At 68.1% G+C, this 18,061-nt stretch carries 16 protein-coding genes; 10 read left to right on the top strand and 6 right to left on the bottom strand.

Annotation, left to right across the window (positions count from 1 at the left end):
* Positions 1–43: 43 nt before the first annotated feature.
* Positions 44–1,129 (top strand): inositol-3-phosphate synthase, encoded by a 1,086-nt coding sequence (locus DFO47_RS00270; RefSeq protein ID WP_018760394.1) that lies wholly within the window; start codon positions 44–46, stop codon positions 1,127–1,129.
* 184 nt (positions 1,130–1,313) lie between these two features.
* Here DFO47_RS00270 and DFO47_RS21465 read toward each other — a convergent pair whose 3' ends face one another.
* The 4 genes from DFO47_RS21465 to DFO47_RS00250 form a co-directional block, all read right to left on the bottom strand.
* Positions 1,314–1,637, bottom strand: coding sequence for a hypothetical protein (locus DFO47_RS21465; protein ID WP_347876389.1), 324 nt, complete (start codon positions 1,635–1,637; stop codon positions 1,314–1,316).
* 814 nt (positions 1,638–2,451) lie between these two features.
* Complete coding sequence (locus DFO47_RS00260; protein ID WP_133830294.1) at positions 2,452–4,128, bottom strand: formate--tetrahydrofolate ligase; 1,677 nt, start codon at positions 4,126–4,128, stop codon at positions 2,452–2,454.
* Between the two features lie 119 nt (positions 4,129–4,247).
* On the bottom strand, positions 4,248–5,513 hold the full coding sequence (mshA, locus tag DFO47_RS00255) for a D-inositol-3-phosphate glycosyltransferase (protein WP_018760391.1): 1,266 nt from the start codon (positions 5,511–5,513) through the stop codon (positions 4,248–4,250).
* A 76-nt stretch (positions 5,514–5,589) separates the two neighbouring features.
* Positions 5,590–7,032, bottom strand: coding sequence for a 6-phospho-beta-glucosidase (locus DFO47_RS00250; protein WP_133830293.1), 1,443 nt, complete (start codon positions 7,030–7,032; stop codon positions 5,590–5,592).
* Between the two features lie 91 nt (positions 7,033–7,123).
* Here DFO47_RS00250 and DFO47_RS00245 point away from each other — a divergent pair, with 91 nt between their 5' ends.
* Genes DFO47_RS00245 through tsaD form a run of 6 tightly spaced genes read left to right on the top strand, consistent with a single transcriptional unit; the run spans position 7,124 to position 12,381 of the window.
* Positions 7,124–8,215 carry a carbohydrate kinase family protein gene (locus DFO47_RS00245; protein WP_026264285.1) on the top strand — a complete coding sequence of 364 codons (1,092 nt, stop codon included), beginning with the start codon at positions 7,124–7,126 and terminating at the stop codon, positions 8,213–8,215.
* A gap of 54 nt (positions 8,216–8,269) precedes the next feature.
* The gene (gene alr, locus DFO47_RS00240) at positions 8,270–9,508 is read left to right on the top strand and encodes an alanine racemase (protein ID WP_018760388.1); all 1,239 of its coding nucleotides are present in this window, start codon (positions 8,270–8,272) and stop codon (positions 9,506–9,508) included.
* A complete protein-coding gene (tsaE, locus tag DFO47_RS00235; RefSeq protein WP_133830292.1) occupies positions 9,505–10,116 on the top strand; it encodes a tRNA (adenosine(37)-N6)-threonylcarbamoyltransferase complex ATPase subunit type 1 TsaE in 612 nt (203 codons plus the stop codon). Before alr ends, tsaE begins: the two co-directional genes overlap by 4 nt.
* Positions 10,110–10,781 carry a tRNA (adenosine(37)-N6)-threonylcarbamoyltransferase complex dimerization subunit type 1 TsaB gene (gene tsaB / locus DFO47_RS00230; protein ID WP_109044398.1) on the top strand — a complete coding sequence of 224 codons (672 nt, stop codon included), beginning with the start codon at positions 10,110–10,112 and terminating at the stop codon, positions 10,779–10,781. Before tsaE ends, tsaB begins: the two co-directional genes overlap by 7 nt.
* 5 nt (positions 10,782–10,786) lie before the next feature.
* Positions 10,787–11,293: a ribosomal protein S18-alanine N-acetyltransferase gene (gene rimI / locus DFO47_RS00225; RefSeq protein WP_133830642.1), complete on the top strand. Its 507-nt coding sequence runs from the start codon at positions 10,787–10,789 to the stop codon at positions 11,291–11,293.
* Entirely contained in the window at positions 11,290–12,381 is a 1,092-nt protein-coding gene (tsaD, locus tag DFO47_RS00220) for a tRNA (adenosine(37)-N6)-threonylcarbamoyltransferase complex transferase subunit TsaD (protein WP_133830291.1), read from the top strand. The genes rimI and tsaD overlap by 4 nt, the downstream gene beginning before the upstream one ends.
* 116 nt (positions 12,382–12,497) lie before the next feature.
* Here the strand turns inward: tsaD and DFO47_RS00215 are convergent, their stop codons facing one another.
* Entirely contained in the window at positions 12,498–13,649 is a 1,152-nt protein-coding gene (locus DFO47_RS00215; protein ID WP_109044400.1) for a glutamate--cysteine ligase, read from the bottom strand.
* A 368-nt stretch (positions 13,650–14,017) separates the two neighbouring features.
* Here DFO47_RS00215 and DFO47_RS00205 point away from each other — a divergent pair, with 368 nt between their 5' ends.
* Together DFO47_RS00205 and DFO47_RS00200 are read left to right on the top strand one after the other, a co-directional pair.
* Positions 14,018–15,469 carry a glycoside hydrolase family 3 N-terminal domain-containing protein gene (locus DFO47_RS00205; protein WP_133830641.1) on the top strand — a complete coding sequence of 484 codons (1,452 nt, stop codon included), beginning with the start codon at positions 14,018–14,020 and terminating at the stop codon, positions 15,467–15,469.
* A 40-nt stretch (positions 15,470–15,509) separates the two neighbouring features.
* Positions 15,510–16,340, top strand: a complete 831-nt coding sequence (locus DFO47_RS00200; RefSeq protein WP_279586685.1) for a shikimate 5-dehydrogenase — start codon at positions 15,510–15,512, stop codon at positions 16,338–16,340.
* 26 nt (positions 16,341–16,366) lie between these two features.
* On the opposite strand, the gene DFO47_RS00195 is transcribed toward DFO47_RS00200, so the two are convergent.
* Complete coding sequence (locus DFO47_RS00195; RefSeq protein WP_133830289.1) at positions 16,367–17,623, bottom strand: class I SAM-dependent methyltransferase; 1,257 nt, start codon at positions 17,621–17,623, stop codon at positions 16,367–16,369.
* Between the two features lie 53 nt (positions 17,624–17,676).
* Here DFO47_RS00195 and DFO47_RS00190 point away from each other — a divergent pair, with 53 nt between their 5' ends.
* The gene (locus DFO47_RS00190; RefSeq protein ID WP_026264283.1) at positions 17,677–18,057 is read left to right on the top strand and encodes a hypothetical protein; all 381 of its coding nucleotides are present in this window, start codon (positions 17,677–17,679) and stop codon (positions 18,055–18,057) included.
* The last annotated feature ends 4 nt before the right edge of the window (positions 18,058–18,061 follow it).

Below are 18,061 nucleotides of genomic sequence, written 5' to 3'. Positions count from 1 at the left end.
GAGCCATACCCGGCCGGCTGACGTTTGTTCCCAAAGGAGTTTTGTGTCTTCACATCCGATCCGTGTTGCAATCGTTGGCGTGGGCAACTGCGCCGCTTCGCTGGTGCAGGGCGTCCAGTACTACAAGGATGCCGATCCCGCGGAGACCATTCCGGGCCTGATGCACGTTGAGTTTGGCCAGTACCACGTGGGCGACGTTGAATTTGTCGCCGCGTTTGACGTCGACGGCAAGAAGGTCGGCGTTGACCTCTCCGACGCCATCCTGGCGAGCGAGAACAACACCATCAAAATCGCTGACGTTCCGCCCACGGGCGTGACGGTCCAGCGCGGCCACACCCTGGACGGGCTGGGCAAGTACTACCTCGAGACCATCGAGGAATCCACCGAAGAACCCGTGGACGTTGTCCAGGCGCTCAAGGACGCCAAGGTGGATGTCCTGGTCTGCTACCTGCCCGTGGGTTCGCAGAAGGCGGCAGAGTTCTACGCGCAGGCCGCCATTGACGCCGGCGTGGCCTTCGTCAATGCGCTGCCGGTCTTCATCGCCGGCACCAAGGCGTGGGCCGACAAGTTCACCGCCGCGGGCGTGCCGATCGTGGGCGACGACATCAAGAGCCAGATCGGTGCGACCATCACGCACCGCGTCATGGCCAAGCTGTTCGAGGACCGCGGCGTGACCCTGGACCGGACGTACCAGCTGAACGTCGGCGGGAACATGGACTTCAAGAACATGCTCGAGCGCGACCGGCTAGAGTCGAAGAAGATCTCCAAGACCCAGGCGGTGACCTCGAACGTTGAGGCGGAACTGGCTGCCAAGGACGTGCACATCGGCCCGTCGGACTACGTGCAGTGGCTCGATGACCGCAAGTGGGCGTTCGTGCGCCTGGAGGGCCGGAACTTCGGTGATGCCCCCGTCTCGCTGGAGTACAAGCTCGAGGTCTGGGACTCGCCGAACTCGGCCGGTGTGATCATCGATGCGATCCGTGCGGCGAAGATTGGCCTGGACCGTGGCATCGGCGGCCCGCTGCTGTCGGCGTCGAGCTACTTCATGAAGTCCCCGCCGGAGCAGTTCAACGACGACCTCGCCCGCGAAAAGGTCGAAGCCTTCATCCGCGGCGACCTCGAACGCTAGCACCCCTCGAACGCTCCCTCACCCATACAGGTGGGGGAGCGTTCCTGCTTAACCACGCCCGCTCACCTTTGACGTGTTTTCCTGAAACGCCCGCTCACGTGTGACGCGTTTTCCCGGAACGCCCGCTCACCTTTGACGTGTTTTCCGCGATTAGCTGAGGGTGCGATCCTCTATCCAGCGGGTTTCACTCGTTGGCGAAGCCCGAGGCGGCCACAGGATTGGCGGCGGAATTCCTTAGGGCATGCCTGATTCTGTTGAGCGCTCCCGCAAAACCGTCCTCCTGATCGGCCTTTTCGACGATGATGACGGTCCAGCCGGCTCGTTCGAAGGCCTTGTTCCTGCGCCGATCGATCTGTTGCTGCGGTTCGAAAAGGTGATGGCCGCCGTCGTACTGAATAGCAACTCTGGGCAGACGAAAGCCGAGGTCGGCCGATGGCGAGCGGGGGTCCCCCGGACGAAGTTCTATCTGCAGCTCCGGTTCAGGAAGACCGGCGTCCAGCATGGACAATCGAAGGAATGTCTCCGGTGCAGAGTCCGCCCCTACCCGCATGAGGTCCAGTGCTTGCCGGGCGCGGACAACGCCTTGAAGATTTGGATGTCGGCCGACCAAAGCCTTTAGTTCCCCAAGTGTTGAGTACGCGCCCTCTCTGCCTTCGAGGTCAGGCCGTGGTCTCCGGATGAGCTGGTCTCCCGCAGCCACCAAATCGTTCAATGGGAGTAGCCGTGCCAAATCCAGCCACGTCCGGGCACGGGTGCTGAGCCACATCCCTTCAACGCACTCAATCTCGCCAGGCTTCACAATGAGCCGATGGCCGTGGATTCCCCTCCTGCGTGCGCCGGGAAGGGCGCTGGGTTTACTGAGGTGCAGCTCGTTGGAGTCTGACAGCCAAGGCGGAAGGAGGAAACTCCGGAGTCGAGCCGCGGTGACATGGGAAATCCACGCGCCAGGCGAAGCCTCCGACAGGCTGCGGGCGGCCTCCTCCAGACAGAAATCCCAACCGGCCGGACGGTATAGCCCACGGCTTACATGCTCAACATCTGCGCGCCGTAAGCGGCTGTAGTGCAGCCCTGCGCGCCTGGAACTTTCGAGGGTGAACGGACTGCTTGCCAAGTGGGAGGGCAGGGGCGGCTGGGATCGCATACTGCATTCTTATTCAAGCAGCCGGAGCCCGTCGGAAGTTATCCACAGGCGCTCATTCGGTTTGGTCGAAAGTGAGCGGGGGTTTTGTTGGAGAGGGGCAAGAAGTGAGCGGGGGTTCGTTGGAGAGGGGCAAGAAGTGAGCGGGGGTTCGGTGGAGAGGGGTAAGAAGTGAGCGGGGGTTTCAGGTGAGGCCCACAGGGTTGCCGTCGGCGTCCACGTCCATGCGGAGCGCAGCCGGGACGGGCGGCAGGCCGGGCATAGTCATCACGGCACCCGTCAACGCAACGATGAAGCCTGCCCCGGTTTTGGGCAGCAGGTCCCGGACGTGGATGGTGAAGCCCTTCGGGGCGCCGAGGCGGGAGGCGTCGTCCGTGAAGGAATACTGCGTTTTGGCCATGCACACGGGCAACCCGCTCCAGCCGTTCCGTTCGATATCTGCCAAGCGCTTCAAGGCCGGCACGGAGAAGTCCACCCCGTCCGCCCCGTAGATCTCCTGGGCGATGGTCCGGATCTTGTCCTCCACAGACAAATCCAACGGGTACAAGTGTCGGAATTTGCCGGGAGCGTCCACCGCCTTCGCCACCAGCGCCGCGAGCTCGTCACCGCCGTCGCCTCCTCCGCCGCGGCCCCATACGTCCGCGACGGCGGCCTGCACGCCCTCCGCGTGGCACCAAGCCAGAAGCCAGTCCAGTTCTTCCTGCGCATCGGAGGAGAACTTGTTGATGGCCACTACCGGGGTCACACCGAACTTCTCCACGTTGTGGACGTGCCGGCGCAGGTTCGCCACGCCGGCCTCAAGCGCGGCCAGGTCCGGGCGCGTCAATGCGTCCTTGGCCACGCCGCCCTGCATTTTGAGCGCCCGCACGGTGGCCACCACCACGACGGCGGACGGGGCCAGGACGCCGTACCGGGCCTTGATGTCCATGAACTTCTCTGCCCCCAGGTCGGCACCGAAACCGGCTTCCGTCACCACCAGGTCCGCGAGCCGCCGCGCGGTTTGGGTGGCGATAAGCGAATTGCAGCCATGCGCAATATTGGCGAACGGCCCGCCGTGCACCAAAGCGGGAGTCCCTGCGATGGTCTGCACCAGGTTGGGCTTGACCGCCTCCTTCAGGAGCAGGGTCAAGGCACCCTCCACGCCCAGGTCCGCCACCGTCACCGGCGTCCGGTCGTAGGTGTAGCCGAACGTGATCCGGCCCAACCGCGTCCGCAAATCCGACAGGTCCGTTGCCAGGCAGAAGACGGCCATGATTTCGGACGCCACCGTGATGTCGAACCCGTCCTGCCGCGGCACCCCCTGTGTTGGACCGCCCAGCCCGATGACAACCTCGCGCAGGGACCGGTCGTTCATGTCCAGGACGCGCTTGAACGTCATCCGGCGCGGATCGATGTTCAAGGCGTTGCCCTGGTAGATGTGATTGTCCACCAACGCCATGAGCGCGTTGTTGGCCGAGGAGATGGCATGGAAGTCACCGGTGAAGTGCAGGTTGATCTCGTCCATGGGCAGCACCTGCGAGTAACCTCCGCCGGTAGCGCCGCCCTTCATCCCGAGCACGGGTCCCAGGGACGGCTCCCGCAGCGCGATCATCACCTTGTGGCCGGCGCGGGCGAGCGAATCGGCCAGTCCCACCGTGGTGGTGGATTTGCCTTCTCCAGCCGGGGTGGGGGACATGGCGGACACGAGCACCACCTTGCCGTATGGTGCCGGTGCCTCGAGCCTGGCCGGATCGATCTTCGCCTTGTACCGCCCGTAGAGCTCCAGGGCGTCGGCGTTGATCCCGGCCGCTGCAGCGATTTCCCCGATGGGCCGGATCCGGGCGGCCCGGGCTATCTCAAGATCAGAAGGAAGACCAGACATCGTTGTCCTTTCCTGTACCGGCCGGCGCCGGACACCTGCCCCTAAGCTAACAGCACCCGGGCCGGCTCCGAGGGAACAGCCGTCACGGGAGTGGCCTCCGAAGCAAGGGCGGAGGTTTGTCAGGAGGCCGGCACGGCCGGGGCGAGGCGGTGCCCCGAGTAATGGTCGACGGCGGCGTGGTAGCTTTCGAGCGTGATGGCGGCCGTGCGCTGCCAGCCGGAGCTCTGGGCACGGATGGCGGCCGCCCGGCCCAGGTCCTCGCGCGTGGCGGGATCGTCGTACAGGGCTTCGAGCGCATCCGCCCAGTCCGCCGCATGGTGTCCGTCCACCAGGAGCCCGGTCCGGCCGTGGAAGATTGCGCGGGACAGGCCGCCCACCCGGGTGGCCACCACGGGCGTCCCGCAGGCTTGGGCCTCAAGGGCCACCAGTCCAAAGGACTCGCTGAAGGAAGGCATCACCACCACGTCCGCCGCGCGGAACCAGGATGCAAGCTCAGGTGCCTTCACCGGCGGAAGCTGAGTGACGACGTCGTCCATTCCCGCCTCCGCCACCAGGCAGCGGAGGTTGAATTCCTTGTTGCCGCTCAAGGCGCCCAGGATGGTGACCCGAAGGTCGATGTCCGGGCGGCGTTTGCGCAGCAGCGCCGCTGCCTTGACCAGGACCTGGGGACCCTTGAGCCGCTGGATCCGGCCGGCAAACACCAGATGGAAGGTGTTGGGGCCGACGCCGTGCTCTGCCCTGGCCCGCGCCCGGAACGCCGGGGTGAAGGTGCTCAGGTCCACGCCGGGCGGCGCGATGTCGATCCGGTCGTAGGTGGCGCCGTAGTGGGACACGAGTTCGGCGGCCTCGGAACTGGTGTTAGCGATGAGCCTGGCCGCGCCCTCCACGATGCGGTGCTCGCCCAGCTCGCGCCGGCGGGGTTCGGGTTGTTCGCCGGACTCCAGCAGCAGGTTCTTGACCTTTGCCATGGTGTGCATTGTGTGGACCAGCGGAACGTCCCAGAGCCGTGACAGCTCAAGCCCGGCGATCCCGGACACCCAGTAGTGCGAATGGATGACGTCATACCGGCCGTGCGGCTGGCGGCGGCGGATCTGCTCGATTTCCGCCACCATGGCGTGCAGCAGTCCCGGCAGCTCCTCCTTGGGGACCTTCGTGGGCGGTCCGGCCAGGACGTTGTGGACGCAGACGCCGGGATCCGGGTGTTCGACGGCGGGCTGGTCGGGGGAGGTGGCGCGGGTGAAGATTTCGACCTCAACACCGGCTTCCGCCAGCGCCGAAGCCAGCTCACGGATGTACACGTTCATTCCGCCGGCATCGCCGGAACCGGGCTGTTCCATGGGGGAGGTGTGGAGGGAGAGCAAAGCGACCCTGCGGATCAGCGCCACGGGACCTCCTTCCGGCCGCCGGCGCGCGTGAGCGGAGCCGGTCGAGTGCACATTCGATAAAACATTACTCCTTCACTCAACGCCCGCCGCCCGCCCAGATCTTCCCCAGTGCCGGAAACGCCTGCTCGTATCCGTCCAGCAGCCTGGCGGCCAGGTCCGTCGAAGCCACGAGCGGGTGGCGGGCAAAGGCCTGCACGGCGGCGTCGCGGCTGCCCTCGGCAGCGGCCAGGACGGTGAGCCGTTCGACGTCCTTGACCTGCCGGATCAGTTCGAGCTGCGGTCCGGCAGGCGCTTGCTGGGGCAGCGGGGCGGCGCCGGCGGGGGTGACGGTGCAGGGAACTTCGACGACGGCGTCCGCCGGCAGGCCGGGGATGGCCGGTTGGGGAATAGCCGAATCTGCCGTGGCGGCCTGGGGAGCGGGACGTTCCGGGGCCGTTTCGGCTGCTTCGCCGGCGGCCGGGAGGACGTTGCGGGTGTTGAGGATCAGCTGCGTGTCCCCGCCGCCGGCGAGGGCGCGCATGGCGGCCAGGGCAACGCGTTCATAGCCGCCGCCGGCCAAATCTTCCTCGTTCCGGCGCTCGCTGGCTCCCCTGGCCTCGGCCAGGTATCCCTCTTCCCGGGACCTGCGGGCCTCTTCCCACAGCCGGTAGGCGTCCGGGCCGGCCGCGGCAAGCCGGGGATACAACTCCTGCTGCTGGCTGTGGATGGCCTCGCCGCGGGTCTGCGCCATGGCGTCCATGGCCTGCCGGGCGGCGTCGCGCCGGTAGTAGTAGTACAGGTATTCGTTGGGGAGCATGCCCAGGCTGGCCAGGAACGGCTGTGGGAAAAGCCTGCCTTCTTCGAACGACTGGAGGGCCGGCGCGTTGGCGAGCAGGTCCGGGAGCACGTCCCGGCCGCCGGCTTCAAGGCGGTACAGCCAGCCAAGATGGTTCAGCCCGTAGTAGCCGACGCCGCCCAATCGCCCCTCCGGCAGGGGGACGCCGGCGGCCGACGCAGCCCGCTGCACCAGGCCGGCCGCTGAATCGCAGATTCCGATGACCCGGTGCCCCAGCACGGGGAGCAGCGCCTCCGTCACCATGCCCGCGGGGTTGGTGAAATTGATCAGCCACGCGTTCGGACAGTGTTCCCGCATCAGCCGGGCCAGCTCCAGCATGGGGGGAATGGTCCGCAGGGCGTAGGAAATCCCGCCGGCTCCTGTCGTTTCCTGGCCGAGCAACCCCAGGCCCAGCGGCACCTTTTCATCGGTGATCCGGCCCGCGGTGCCGCCGGGCCGGATCGCGGCGAACACCATGGAAGTGCCTTCGAGGGCCCCGGCGGGATCCGTAGTGGCGTGCACGGCGGGCCCGGCACCCGAGCCGCCGGGCATGCTGGCCAGGACTGCGGTGACGGCTTCGAGCCGGGCAGGATCGACGTCGTAAAGCACCACCTCGGTGACCAGCCCGGTATAGCGGCCGGACGTCAGGGCCCGGTATATCAGGGGCACGCGAAAACCCCCGCCGCCCGCAATCATAAGCCGCATACCATGCAGTCTAGGACCCGTGCCGGCCAGCTTGTCCACAGCGTTCCTGCGCCCCTACCGCCGCATGGCGCCACGGCGTATTGTGCCGAACATGGACGCGATTCCCGCACGCCCGTTCGATCCCTTGGCCGCCGTCCGTTCACCCGTCGAGCCGGGATTCGATCTGTTGCTGGCCGGGACCGTTTTCCAGGACATCATCTTCACCGGACTGCCGCACGGGCCGGAGCCCGGGACGGAAGTCTGGAGCGACGGCATGGGCAGCTGTCCGGGCGGGGTGGCAAACCAGGCCATCGCCGCCGCAAGGCTGGGCCTGCGGACCGGCCTGGCGGCAGCCTTCGGCGATGACGGGTACGGCGACTTCAACTGGAAGATCCTGTCCAGCCAGGAACACGTGGACCTCAGCCTCTCCCGCCGCGTCCCGGGCTGGCATTCCCCGGTGACGGTCTCCCTGTGCGTGGACCAGGACCGCTCAATGGTCACCCACGGGCATTCGGCACCGGTGACCAACTCCGAGCTGATCGGGGACCCGCCCCGGGCACTGGCCGGCATCGCAGAACTGGGTGTGGAAGTGGAACCGTGGGCGAAAGCGGCCCACGCGGCGGGAGTTCGGCTCTTCGGCGACGTCGGCTGGGATCCCAGCGGGGAGTGGGCGCCGGTGCGGCTCGAGAACCTGCAGCACTTTTACGCCTTCCTGCCCAACCAGCGCGAGGCCATGGCGCTCACCGGCAAGGACAACCCTTGGAGCGCCCTCTACGCGCTGGCGGACCGGGTTCCGGTGGCTGTGGTGACGCTCGGCGCCCAGGGCGCCATGGCGGTCGATTCCCAAACCGGGGAGGAGGAATGGGTGCCGTCCCTTCCGGTCAAGGCGCATGACCCCACCGGTGCCGGCGACTGCTTCGACGCCGCGTTCATCGTGGGTACCTTGGCCGGGTGGCCGCTCGGGGACCGGCTGCGGTTCGCCAACCTGTGCGCATCGCTGGCGGTGCAGGAGGTGGGCGGATCGCTGGCAGCCCCGGGCTGGGGCGACATCGCCGACTGGTGGAAACGCGCCAACGCCCGCCCCGAACGGCAGACGAGCCAGTGGTTGCGGCGCTTCGGTTTCCTCGCGGACATCGTCCAGGACGTACCGCTCGCTGCCCAGCGCCGGGCGGCCGCCACCATCGCCCACCTGTCGGACGCCTGAGGCCAGGCCGTCGCCGATTATTCGGCGCGAAGTGCCCGCACTAGAATCACTTAGGTGACTTACCCCGCAACAACCGGTGATTTCAGTGCTGCCTCCGGGCCGGACCCCCGCCACGAACGGTCCGCGGTGATCGACCTGGATGCCATCCGGCACAATGTCCGCCGGCTGGCCGACGCCGCGTCCCCCGCGAAAGTCATGGCCGTGGTCAAGGCCGATGCCTACGGGCACGGCGCCGTTCCCGTGGCCCGTGCGGCCCTGCAGTCGGGTGCGGCCTGGCTGGGGGTGGCCCACATTTCCGAGGCCCTTGCGCTGCGCGCCGCCGGTATCGACGCACCGCTGCTGGCCTGGCTGCACACCACCGACAGCAACTTTGGCGCCGCCGTTGCCGCCGGCGTCGACATTGGCTGCTCGGGGTGGGAACTGGAACGGATCGTTGCCGCGGCCCGCGAACAGGAGCGTCCGGCCCGCGTGCACCTCAAGGTGGACACGGGCCTGGGGCGCAACGGTGCCACCCCCGAAGCCTGGGACCGCCTGGTGGGCGAAGCCGTGGAATACCAGGACCAGGGTCTGCTGCGCGTGGTGGGAATCTTCTCCCACCTGGCCGTGGCCGATGAACCGGACCGCCCTGAAACTGATGACCAGTTGGCGGCGTTCAGGGAAGCCCTCGCCATTGCCGAGGACGCGGGCGTGGACCCGGAAGTGCGGCACCTGGCCAACACCCCCGCCACCTTGTCCCGGCCGGATACCCACTTCGACCTGGTGCGGGTTGGCCTGGGTATCTATGGGCTCTCGCCGTTCGAAGGCCAGACGTCCGCGGAACTTGGCCTTCGCCCTGCCATGACGCTGCGCACACTGGTGTCCCAGTGCAAAGGGGTTCCGGCCGGGCAGGGCGTTTCCTACGGCCTGCACTACCGGACCAGGGAGGCCAGCACACTGGCGCTGATTCCGCTGGGCTATGCCGACGGTGTCCCGCGCGTGGCCACCGGCGGCCCCGTCCGCGTGGCCGGGAAGACCTACCCGGTGGTGGGGCGGATCGCGATGGACCAGATGGTCATCGACCTTGGGCCGGAGGCCCGGGATTCCGGCCTGCTCGGTGCCGAAGCGGTGCTGTTCGGGACCGGTGCCGACGGCGGTCCCACGGCTGACGACTGGGCACAGGCGGCAGGAACCATTAATTACGAGGTGGTCACCCGCATCAGCCCGCGGGTTCCGCGCCGCTTCATCAACGAGGACCAGCCGGCCGGCAGCAGCCCCGGCCTGGCGGGCGTACCCGGTAACGCGGGAGCGGCATGAGCGGGACAGGGCGGCCGGCCGCCAACTGGGAAGTGACGCTGGCTGCGACGACGGCGGAGCAGACGCAGGCGCTCGGCCGGCATATTGCGGAGGTGCTCCAGGCCGGAGACCTGCTGGTCCTCTCCGGTGAACTTGGCGCCGGAAAGACAACCTTTACCCAAGGCCTGGGGGAGGGGCTGGGTGTCCGCGCTGGCATCATCTCGCCCACCTTTGTCCTGGTCCGCATCCACCCGAACCTGCCGGACGGTCCGCGGCCAGGCGGCCCGGACCTGGTGCACGTGGATGCCTACCGCCTGGGATCTGCGGCGGAGATCGATGACATCGACCTCGAGAACACGATGGACTCTTCGGTGACCGTGGTGGAGTGGGGCCTTGACCGGGTGGAGCACCTGAGCGAGAGCCGCCTGGAGATCGACCTGCACCGTGCCATCGGTCTTGGCACCGCCGCGGAAGCCGCAGGTGACGCCGGCACCACGGGCGGCCCGTCCGCAACCCTCGACTTTGACGACGACAACGACGAACCGCGCACCATCGTGGTGCGCGGATACGGGCCCCGCTGGGCGACGGCACCGGCGCTGGGCGGTTTTGAAGGGGGACTCCCATGCTGATCCTCGCCATTGACACCTCGGCGGTGGCCAGCGCCGCCCTGGTGTCCGACGACGCCCCTGAAAGCGTGGTCGCGAGCTTCGCGACGGCGGACACCCGCAGCCACGCCGAGGTGCTCGCGCCCGGCATCCACGCCATGCTGTCCGAGGCCGGGGTCAACGGCGCTGACCTCGACGCCCTGGTGGTGGGCGTCGGCCCCGGACCGTTCACGGGGCTGCGTTCGGGCATTGCCACGGCCCGCACACTGTCGTTCGTCTGGGGCAAACCCCTGCATGGGCTGATGAGCCTCGACGCCGTGGCCTTGGAAGTGGCCGAATCCACCGCTGCCGCCCCGGAATTCCTGGTGGTCACCGATGCCCGGCGCAAGGAGGTCTACTGGGCCCGCTACAGCTTGGCCGACGGCCAGTTGCCGCTGCTCCAGGACGGTCCGCACGTCAGTGTCGCCGCGGACCTTCCCGAACTGCCCGCGTTCGGTGCCGGTGCCGGGCTCTACGGCGACGTCCTGGATGCCCACCCGGAATTCGCGGCCGAGCAGCCGGACGCGCTCTACCTTGGCCAGTTCGCCCTCGCCAGGCTGGCCTCCGGAGAAGCCCTGTTGGACTCTACCCCCCTGTACCTCCGCGAATCCGACGCCCAGGTCCCCGGACCACGGAAGAGGGCACTGTGAACACCATGCAGGATCCGCGGTCGGCGGGAATCACGGTCCGGGACATGACCTTGGACGATGTCCCCGCCGTCGGACTCCTCGAACACCGGCTGTTCCCGATCGATGCCTGGCCAGTGCAGATGTTCCTGGATGAGCTGTCCCAGCCGGAAACACGCCGCTACCTGGTGGCGGAGGGCAATGACGGCATCGTGGGCTACGCCGGCCTGATGTGCATCGAGCCGATCGCAGACGTGCAGACCATCGCCGTCGTCCCGGAGTACGAAGGGCGCGGCATCGGCAGCGACCTGCTCACCCGGCTCATCGGAGAGGCCCGACGGCGGGGCGCCGCCGACGTCCTGCTCGAAGTCCGGGCGGACAATCCGCGGGCCCAGCAGCTGTACCTGCGGTTCGGTTTCGAGCAGATCCATATCCGTCCCCGCTACTACCGCGACGGCGTGGACGCCCTGATCATGCGGCTCCCCTTGGCCGCTCAAACCGCCGGTGACGACGCAACGGAAGCAGGCAGGCAATGAACCGTACGCAGCCCCTGGTCCTGGGGATCGAATCTTCCTGCGATGAGACAGGCGTGGGGGTTGTCCGCGGCACCACCCTCCTGGCCAACACCGTTTCCTCCTCGATGGACGAGCATGTCCGGTTCGGCGGGGTTATCCCGGAGATTGCCTCCCGTGCACACCTGGACGCCTTCGTTCCCACCCTGGAGCAGGCGCTGGCGGACGCGGACGTGCGCCTTGCCGACGTGGACGCCATCGCGGTGACATCAGGCCCCGGACTCGCGGGCGCACTCATGGTGGGAGTCTGCGCCGCCAAGGCGCTCGCCGTCGCCACCGGGAAGCCGCTGTACGCGATCAACCACCTGGTGGCCCACGTTGGTGTCGGCCTCCTGGATGACCGGGCAACGGGCAGGACGCAGGACCTGCCGGCCAACCTGGGCGCCTTGCTGGTGTCCGGCGGCCACACGGAGATCCTGCGCATCAACAGCATCACCAGCGATGTGGAGCTCCTGGGCGCCACCATCGACGACGCCGCCGGTGAGGCGTACGACAAGGTGGCCCGCATCCTGGGCCTGGGCTACCCCGGTGGGCCGGCCATCGACAAGGTGGCCCGCAACGGCAATCCCAAAGCCATCCGCTTCCCCCGGGGACTGAGCCAGCCCAAGTACATGGGCACGGCGGACCAGCCGGGGCCGCACCGGTATGACTGGTCCTTCAGCGGCCTCAAAACCGCCGTGGCCCGCTGCGTGGAGCAGTTCGAGGCCCGCGGGGAGGAGATCCCGGTGGCTGACATCGCTGCCGCCTTCCAGGAAGCGGTGGTGGACGTGATTTCGTCCAAGGCGGTGCTGGCCTGCCGCGAGCACGGAATCAAGGACGTCCTGCTGGGCGGCGGGGTGGCGGCCAATTCACGCCTGCGGGAACTGACCGGGCAACGCTGCGCGTCGGCCGGGATCCGGCTGCACGTTCCCCCGCTGGATCTCTGCACCGACAACGGCGCCATGGTGGCAGCCCTCGGTGCGCAACTGGTGATGGCCGGCGTGGAACCCAGCGGAATCGGCTTCGCCCCGGACTCGTCGCTGCCGGTCACCTCGGTGTCGCTGCCGGCCTGACGGCAGGGGCCCGGCGAAAGCGAACCGCCGCGGGCCGCTTTGGCGGCCCCGCCGTCGTACATCACGACGGCGGCCGGCGTGTCCGTGCCGAAGTTCCCCGCCTCGGCAGAAGCAGACTAGGCGGTGGGGCCGTTGCGCATCTGCTTGACCAGGTCCAGCACCACAGCCTGCAGGTTTCCGCCGTTTTCGGCTGCCACCCGGCGCTGTCGCTGGTATCCGGCGCCGCGGCGGATGATCTTCTCGACGTCGGCGAGCTCGTCGGAGCAGCGCAGCTTGGCTGCCACGGGCTCCAGCCGGTTCAGCGTCTCCAGCAGGTGGTCCGTGACCAGCTGTTCCTTGCCTGCGGCGTCCAGGATGATGATGGCATCCATGCCGTAGCGGGCGGCGCGCCACTTGTTTTCCTGGACATGCCACGGCGGCATGGTGGGGATGGTGCCGCCGTTGTCCAGGGTGGTGGAGAACTCATCCACCAGGCACTGGGTGAGGGCGGCGATGGCACCCACTTCCTCCAGCGTGGCCAGGCCGTCGCAGATGCGCATTTCGATGGTGCCCAGGGCCGGCACTGGCCGGATGTCCCACCGGATCTCGGAAATGGTGTCGATGACACCGGTGGTGAACATGTCCTGGACGTAGGACTCGTACTCCGCCCAGGATTTGAACTGGAAGGGCAGCCCCGCGGTGGGGAGCTGCTGGAACATCAAGGCCCGCTGGGACGCGTAGCCCGTGTCCTCACCGCCCCAGAAGGGACTGGAGGCAGAGAGCGCCTGGAAATGCGGGAAGTAGTTGACCAGTCCGTCCAGGACGGGCAGCGCCTTGTCCCGGCGGTCCAGTCCAACATGGACGTGGACGCCGTAAATGACCATCTGCCGTCCCCACCACTGGGTCCGGTCGATCAGCTTGGCATAGCGCGCCTTGTCCGTGACCGGTTGCAGCTGCGGCGGGCTGAACGGGTGGCTGCCCGCGCAGAACAACTCCACGCCCATGGGATCGGTGATTTCGCGGACCGCGGCCACGGACCGGCTGAGGTCCGCCTTGGCTTCGGCGGCCGTTTCGCAGATCCCGGTGACGAGTTCCACGGTGTTGAGCAGGAGTTCCTGCTTGATGTGCGGGTGCTCGTCGTCTTCGTTGAGTTCCGGGTGCCGGGAGGACACCCCGCGGAGCACCTGGTTGGCGACGGAGGCGAGCTCGCCCGTCTTTCCGTCCACCAAAGCGAGCTCCCACTCAACACCGAGGGTTGACTGCCTCGATGACGCGAAGTCGATCTTCACACAATTCCTTACTGTCCGGTTTGCCGCTGGCTGGTGCCGCTCACAGGCTGCAGCCGGCAGGCGAACGGATGGTCCAAGTCTAGTCCAGGGGTAGCATCGTACTGATGGCCTCGTTCCCGCTGCGTCACAGTCCCGCCAAATCCTTTCCCCTCATCCTCGCGTTGTCAGCCGTTGCCCTGAGCTCCTGCACCGCCTCGCCCAGCGCCGCGCCGCCGTCGTCGACGGCACCTGCGCCCAGCGCGTCCGCCTCGGAAAGTACGACGCCGGCGCCCCCTTTGGCTTCCCCGTCACCTGATCCGGGTTCCCGGCCCCTGGGGTGGGGCCCCGAGCAGCGGGACCAGGACGCCGCCGTGGCGGCTGTGGCGGCCATGACGCCGGAGGAAAAAGCCGGCCAGGTCCTGCTCCCGTTCTTCAAGGGCAACCAGGTGGAAGCCCACGCGGCGCTCATCCAGCGCCTCCACCTGGCCGGGTCCATCATCATGGGCGACAACGTCCCGCGCGACCCGCAGGGGAAGGTGGACGTGGCCGCGATGGGGGCCGTGAACCAGCGGCTGCGTCAGGCCGCCACCGCGGACGGCCGGCCATGGCCCGGGATCATCGGCGTGGACCAGGAAGGCGGCGCAGTGGCCCGCCTGGGCGCCCCGCTCACCGAATGGCCGGTGCCCATGAGCTACGGCGCCGCGGGCAGCGAAGACCTGACCCGCCAGGCCGGCAAGGCGTTGGCCGCCGAGCTGCTGCCGTTGGGGTTCGACCTCGATTTCGCGCCCGACACGGACGTGACCATCGGCCCCAAGGACCCCACCATCGGTGCCCGCTCGATGTCCGCCGATCCGGCAGTGGCGGCAGCGCAGGGCGTGGCGTTCTCCCGGGGCATGCTGGACGCAGGCATCCTCCCCACCGTCAAGCACTTCCCCGGGCACGGCTCGGTGACGACCGATTCCCACCTCAACCTCCCCGTCCAGCCGGCCTCCATCGACGAGCTCCGGGTCAGGGACTGGAAACCGTTCCAGGCCGCCGTGGCCGCCGGCTTGCCGGTCGTCATGACCGGGCACATCGCCGTGCCCGCGCTGGAACCCGGCGTGCCGGCGTCGCTCTCCGCGCCCAGCTACGCGGCACTGCGGAACCTGGGATTCCAGGGCGTAGCGGTGACGGACGCCCTCAATATGGGAGCCGTGGAAAAGCAGTATCCTGCCGGCGCGGCCGCCGTGAAGGCCCTGGCCGCCGGCGCCGACCTGCTGCTGATGCCCGAGGACGTGGAACAGGCGCATGCCGCCATCCTGCAAGCCCTCGCAGCTGGCAGCCTCCCGGCCGCACGGCTCGATGACGCCGCGAGGCGGGTTGCCACCATGATGATGTGGCATGCGCGCACAGCGGCCCCTGCGGGGACCCCCGGTGCGGGTGCTCCGGCCGGCAGCGGCGCAGCCCTGTCAGCCAAGGTCTCGGCATCCGCCGTGACAGTCCTCTCCGGCCCCTGCCACGGACCGCTGGTGCCGGGTTCGGTACGCGTCCAAGGCGGTGGCCCGGGGGACCGCGAACGCTTCGAGGCGGCTGCCGCCCGTGCCGGCCTGGCCGTCGGCTCCGGCCCCGTGGTCAACCTCATCGGCTTCGGCGGCACACCGGGAGCGGGCGACATCGCGGTAGCCCTGGACGCGCCCTGGCCGCTGCAGGACTCCAACGCACCGATCAAGCTGGCGCTCTACGGCCGCAACGACACCGCCTTCGACGCCCTCGCCGCCGTCCTGGCAGGGAAGGCAACGGCGCCCGGAAAGCTGCCTGCCGCCGTCGGGCCCTATCCTGCCGGAACCGGCTGCACTCCGTGACTTGCGAGCGGGAGCAGCAGGGAGCGCGTTTAATGGTCGGGTGCCCATTCTGAATAAAGACATGACCCTCTGCATCTCGCTCTCCGCCCGCCCCAGCAACAACGGGACCCGGTTCCACAACCACCTTTACGGGCAACTGGACCTGAACTGGATCTACAAGGCGTTCGCGCCCACCAACCTTGAACAGGCCATCGCCGGCGTGCGGGGCCTGGGCATCCGGGGCTGTGCCATCTCCATGCCCTACAAGGAAGACGTCATAGCCCTGGTGGACGAGATGGACCCCTCCGCCAAGGCCATCGACTCCGTGAACACGATCGTGAACACCGATGGCCACCTCAAGGCGTACAACACCGACTACACGGCCATTGAGCAGCTCCTGGCCTCCAACGAGGTCCCCACCAGCTACTCCGTGGTGGTGCAGGGATCCGGCGGCATGGCCAAGGCCACGGTGGCGGCCTTGCGGGACGCCGGCTTCGCCAACGTCACGGTCGTGTCCCGGAACGAAGCCTCCGGCCGGGCGCTCGCGGACCAGTACGGCTTCCAGTGGCGGGCAGCGCTCGACGGCAGGACGGCTGACCTCATCATCAACGTCACGCCCATCGGAATGGCAGGGAGTATGGCCGGCGGGCCGGACGCAGAGACCGTGTCGTTCCCGGCGGAGGCAATCGAAGCGGCCAGCCTGGTCTTCGACGTGGTGGCCTTGCCCGCCGAGACGCCGCTGATCCGGGCCGCCCGTGCAGCCGGCAAGCCGGTCATCACCGGTGCCGAAGTGGCCACCATCCAGGCCCTCGAACAGTTTGTCCTGTACACCGGGGTACGGCCCACGGCTGAGCAGGTGCGGGCCGCCGAGGAGTTCATGCGCGCCCAGTAGTGGACGGGCGGCCCGCCCGGCCGGCCCTAGGGCATGCCGGTCGGGACGGGTTCCACCACGACGGCCACCCGGTCCTCGCCAATCCGGGTCAGGACCAGGGTGGCGGCCTTGCCGGCGGCCTTCTTGCCGGAACCCTTGCCGCCCGCCTTTCCGCCCGGCAGCAGTTGCTTCCGCAGTTCTTCGGGGGTGACGGCAGTGCCCCGCTTCTTGATGTCCAGCACGGTGATGCCCTCCTGCTTCACCCAGGCTTTGAGCGCCTTGACGTTGTAGGGCATCACTTCCCGCACTTTGTAGGCGCGGGCGAACGGCGTGGCCACAAGTTCCGGAGCACAGATGTAGGCGATGTGCTCATCCACCAGGTGGCCGCCGAGTTCCAGCGCGACATCCGCCACCAGCCCGGCCCGGATCACGGCGCCGTCGGGTTCGTACAGATAGCCCTCCACCGGTCCCACCGGTGCGGTGGGGCCGGCACCGAATTCGTTGCCGCTGGTCAGTTCGGCCGCACCTTCCGGGCCAAGGACAAGGGCGGCGCGGCGCACCCCCGGCCTGCTGACGGCGTTGAACCACAGGGTTACCTCGGTGACGTCTCCGGCTACCGACACCCACTGGGCTTCGCAGCCGGCGGGCACGGATTCGTGCGGCATGCCGGGCCCCATCTTGACGCCCACCGCCTTCCCTGACGCCGCGAGCGATTCAACGAAGGACAACGGCGGTGAGAACGCTTCCGGGTCCCAGATCCGCTTGGTGCCGGACGTGGAGGTGACCCGGCGTGCTGGATCCAGCCACACGCCGTCGACCCCCTCCAGCGGCACCGCTGCCGCGTCCGCGTGCACCACGGTGGCGTTGGGGAAGGGGATCAGGTTCACCGTGGCGCAGGCCGCCGTGGTCTCGTCCATTTCGACGGCGGTCACTGTGAGGTCAAGGGATGCCAGGGCCAGGGAATCGGCGCCCAGGCCACAGCCCAGGTCCGCCACGTGGCTGATCCCGGCGGCGGCGAACCGCTGTGCGTGGCGCGCCGCGACGTTCAGGCGGGTGGCCTGCTCCAGGCCTGCCTGGGTGAAGAGCATCTGGCGGGCGAACTCACCGAACTTCGCCTCGGCCTTGGTGCGCAGCCGCGACTGGGTCAGGACGGCGGAGACCAGCCCGGCAGGATGGCCGGCCTTCCGGAGCGCGGAGTTGAGTTCGAAGGAATCCTCGTCCCGGTATGGGCCCAGGGAGGCCAACAGCTCCCAGCCTTCGGGGGTCAGCAGCGGTGCGATCTGGTCCTGGGGAGCGTGAGCCATGGGTTCCAGCCTAGTGGAGGAGCGCATGCGGGGTTGCCGATAGTGTGGACACCATGGATGAAACCGCAGCCCCCGGGGACACCGGCGAACACGACCCCAAGGAACGGGGTCCTGCCCGGTTTGCCCGCCCGGTCCTGATCGCCGCGGCCGTGGTGGCACTGGTGTGCATCGCGCTTCTGGTGATCATCTTTGTCCTGGACACATTCAACGCCACTGTCTACTCGGTGGGCGGCAACGACATCTCGGACAACACGCAGGAAGCCCGCGACATCCGCGGACTGTACGACGGCGCGCGGGCAGGGAGCATCTTCTTCCTGGTGGCCGCACTGCTCGCCGCGGCCGCTGCGGGCTGGGTGCTGTTCCGTAGCCGGAAGCAGGGTGGCAGTGATGCCGACGGCGGCGAAGACGTGGACTTCGACGATCTGGGCCGCTGAAGCT

The sequence above is a fragment of the Arthrobacter sp. AG258 genome (genome assembly GCF_004364695.1).
Taxonomy (GTDB): Bacteria; Actinomycetota; Actinomycetes; order Actinomycetales; family Micrococcaceae; genus Arthrobacter.
This window is presented reverse-complemented; position numbering and strand designations above follow the sequence as displayed.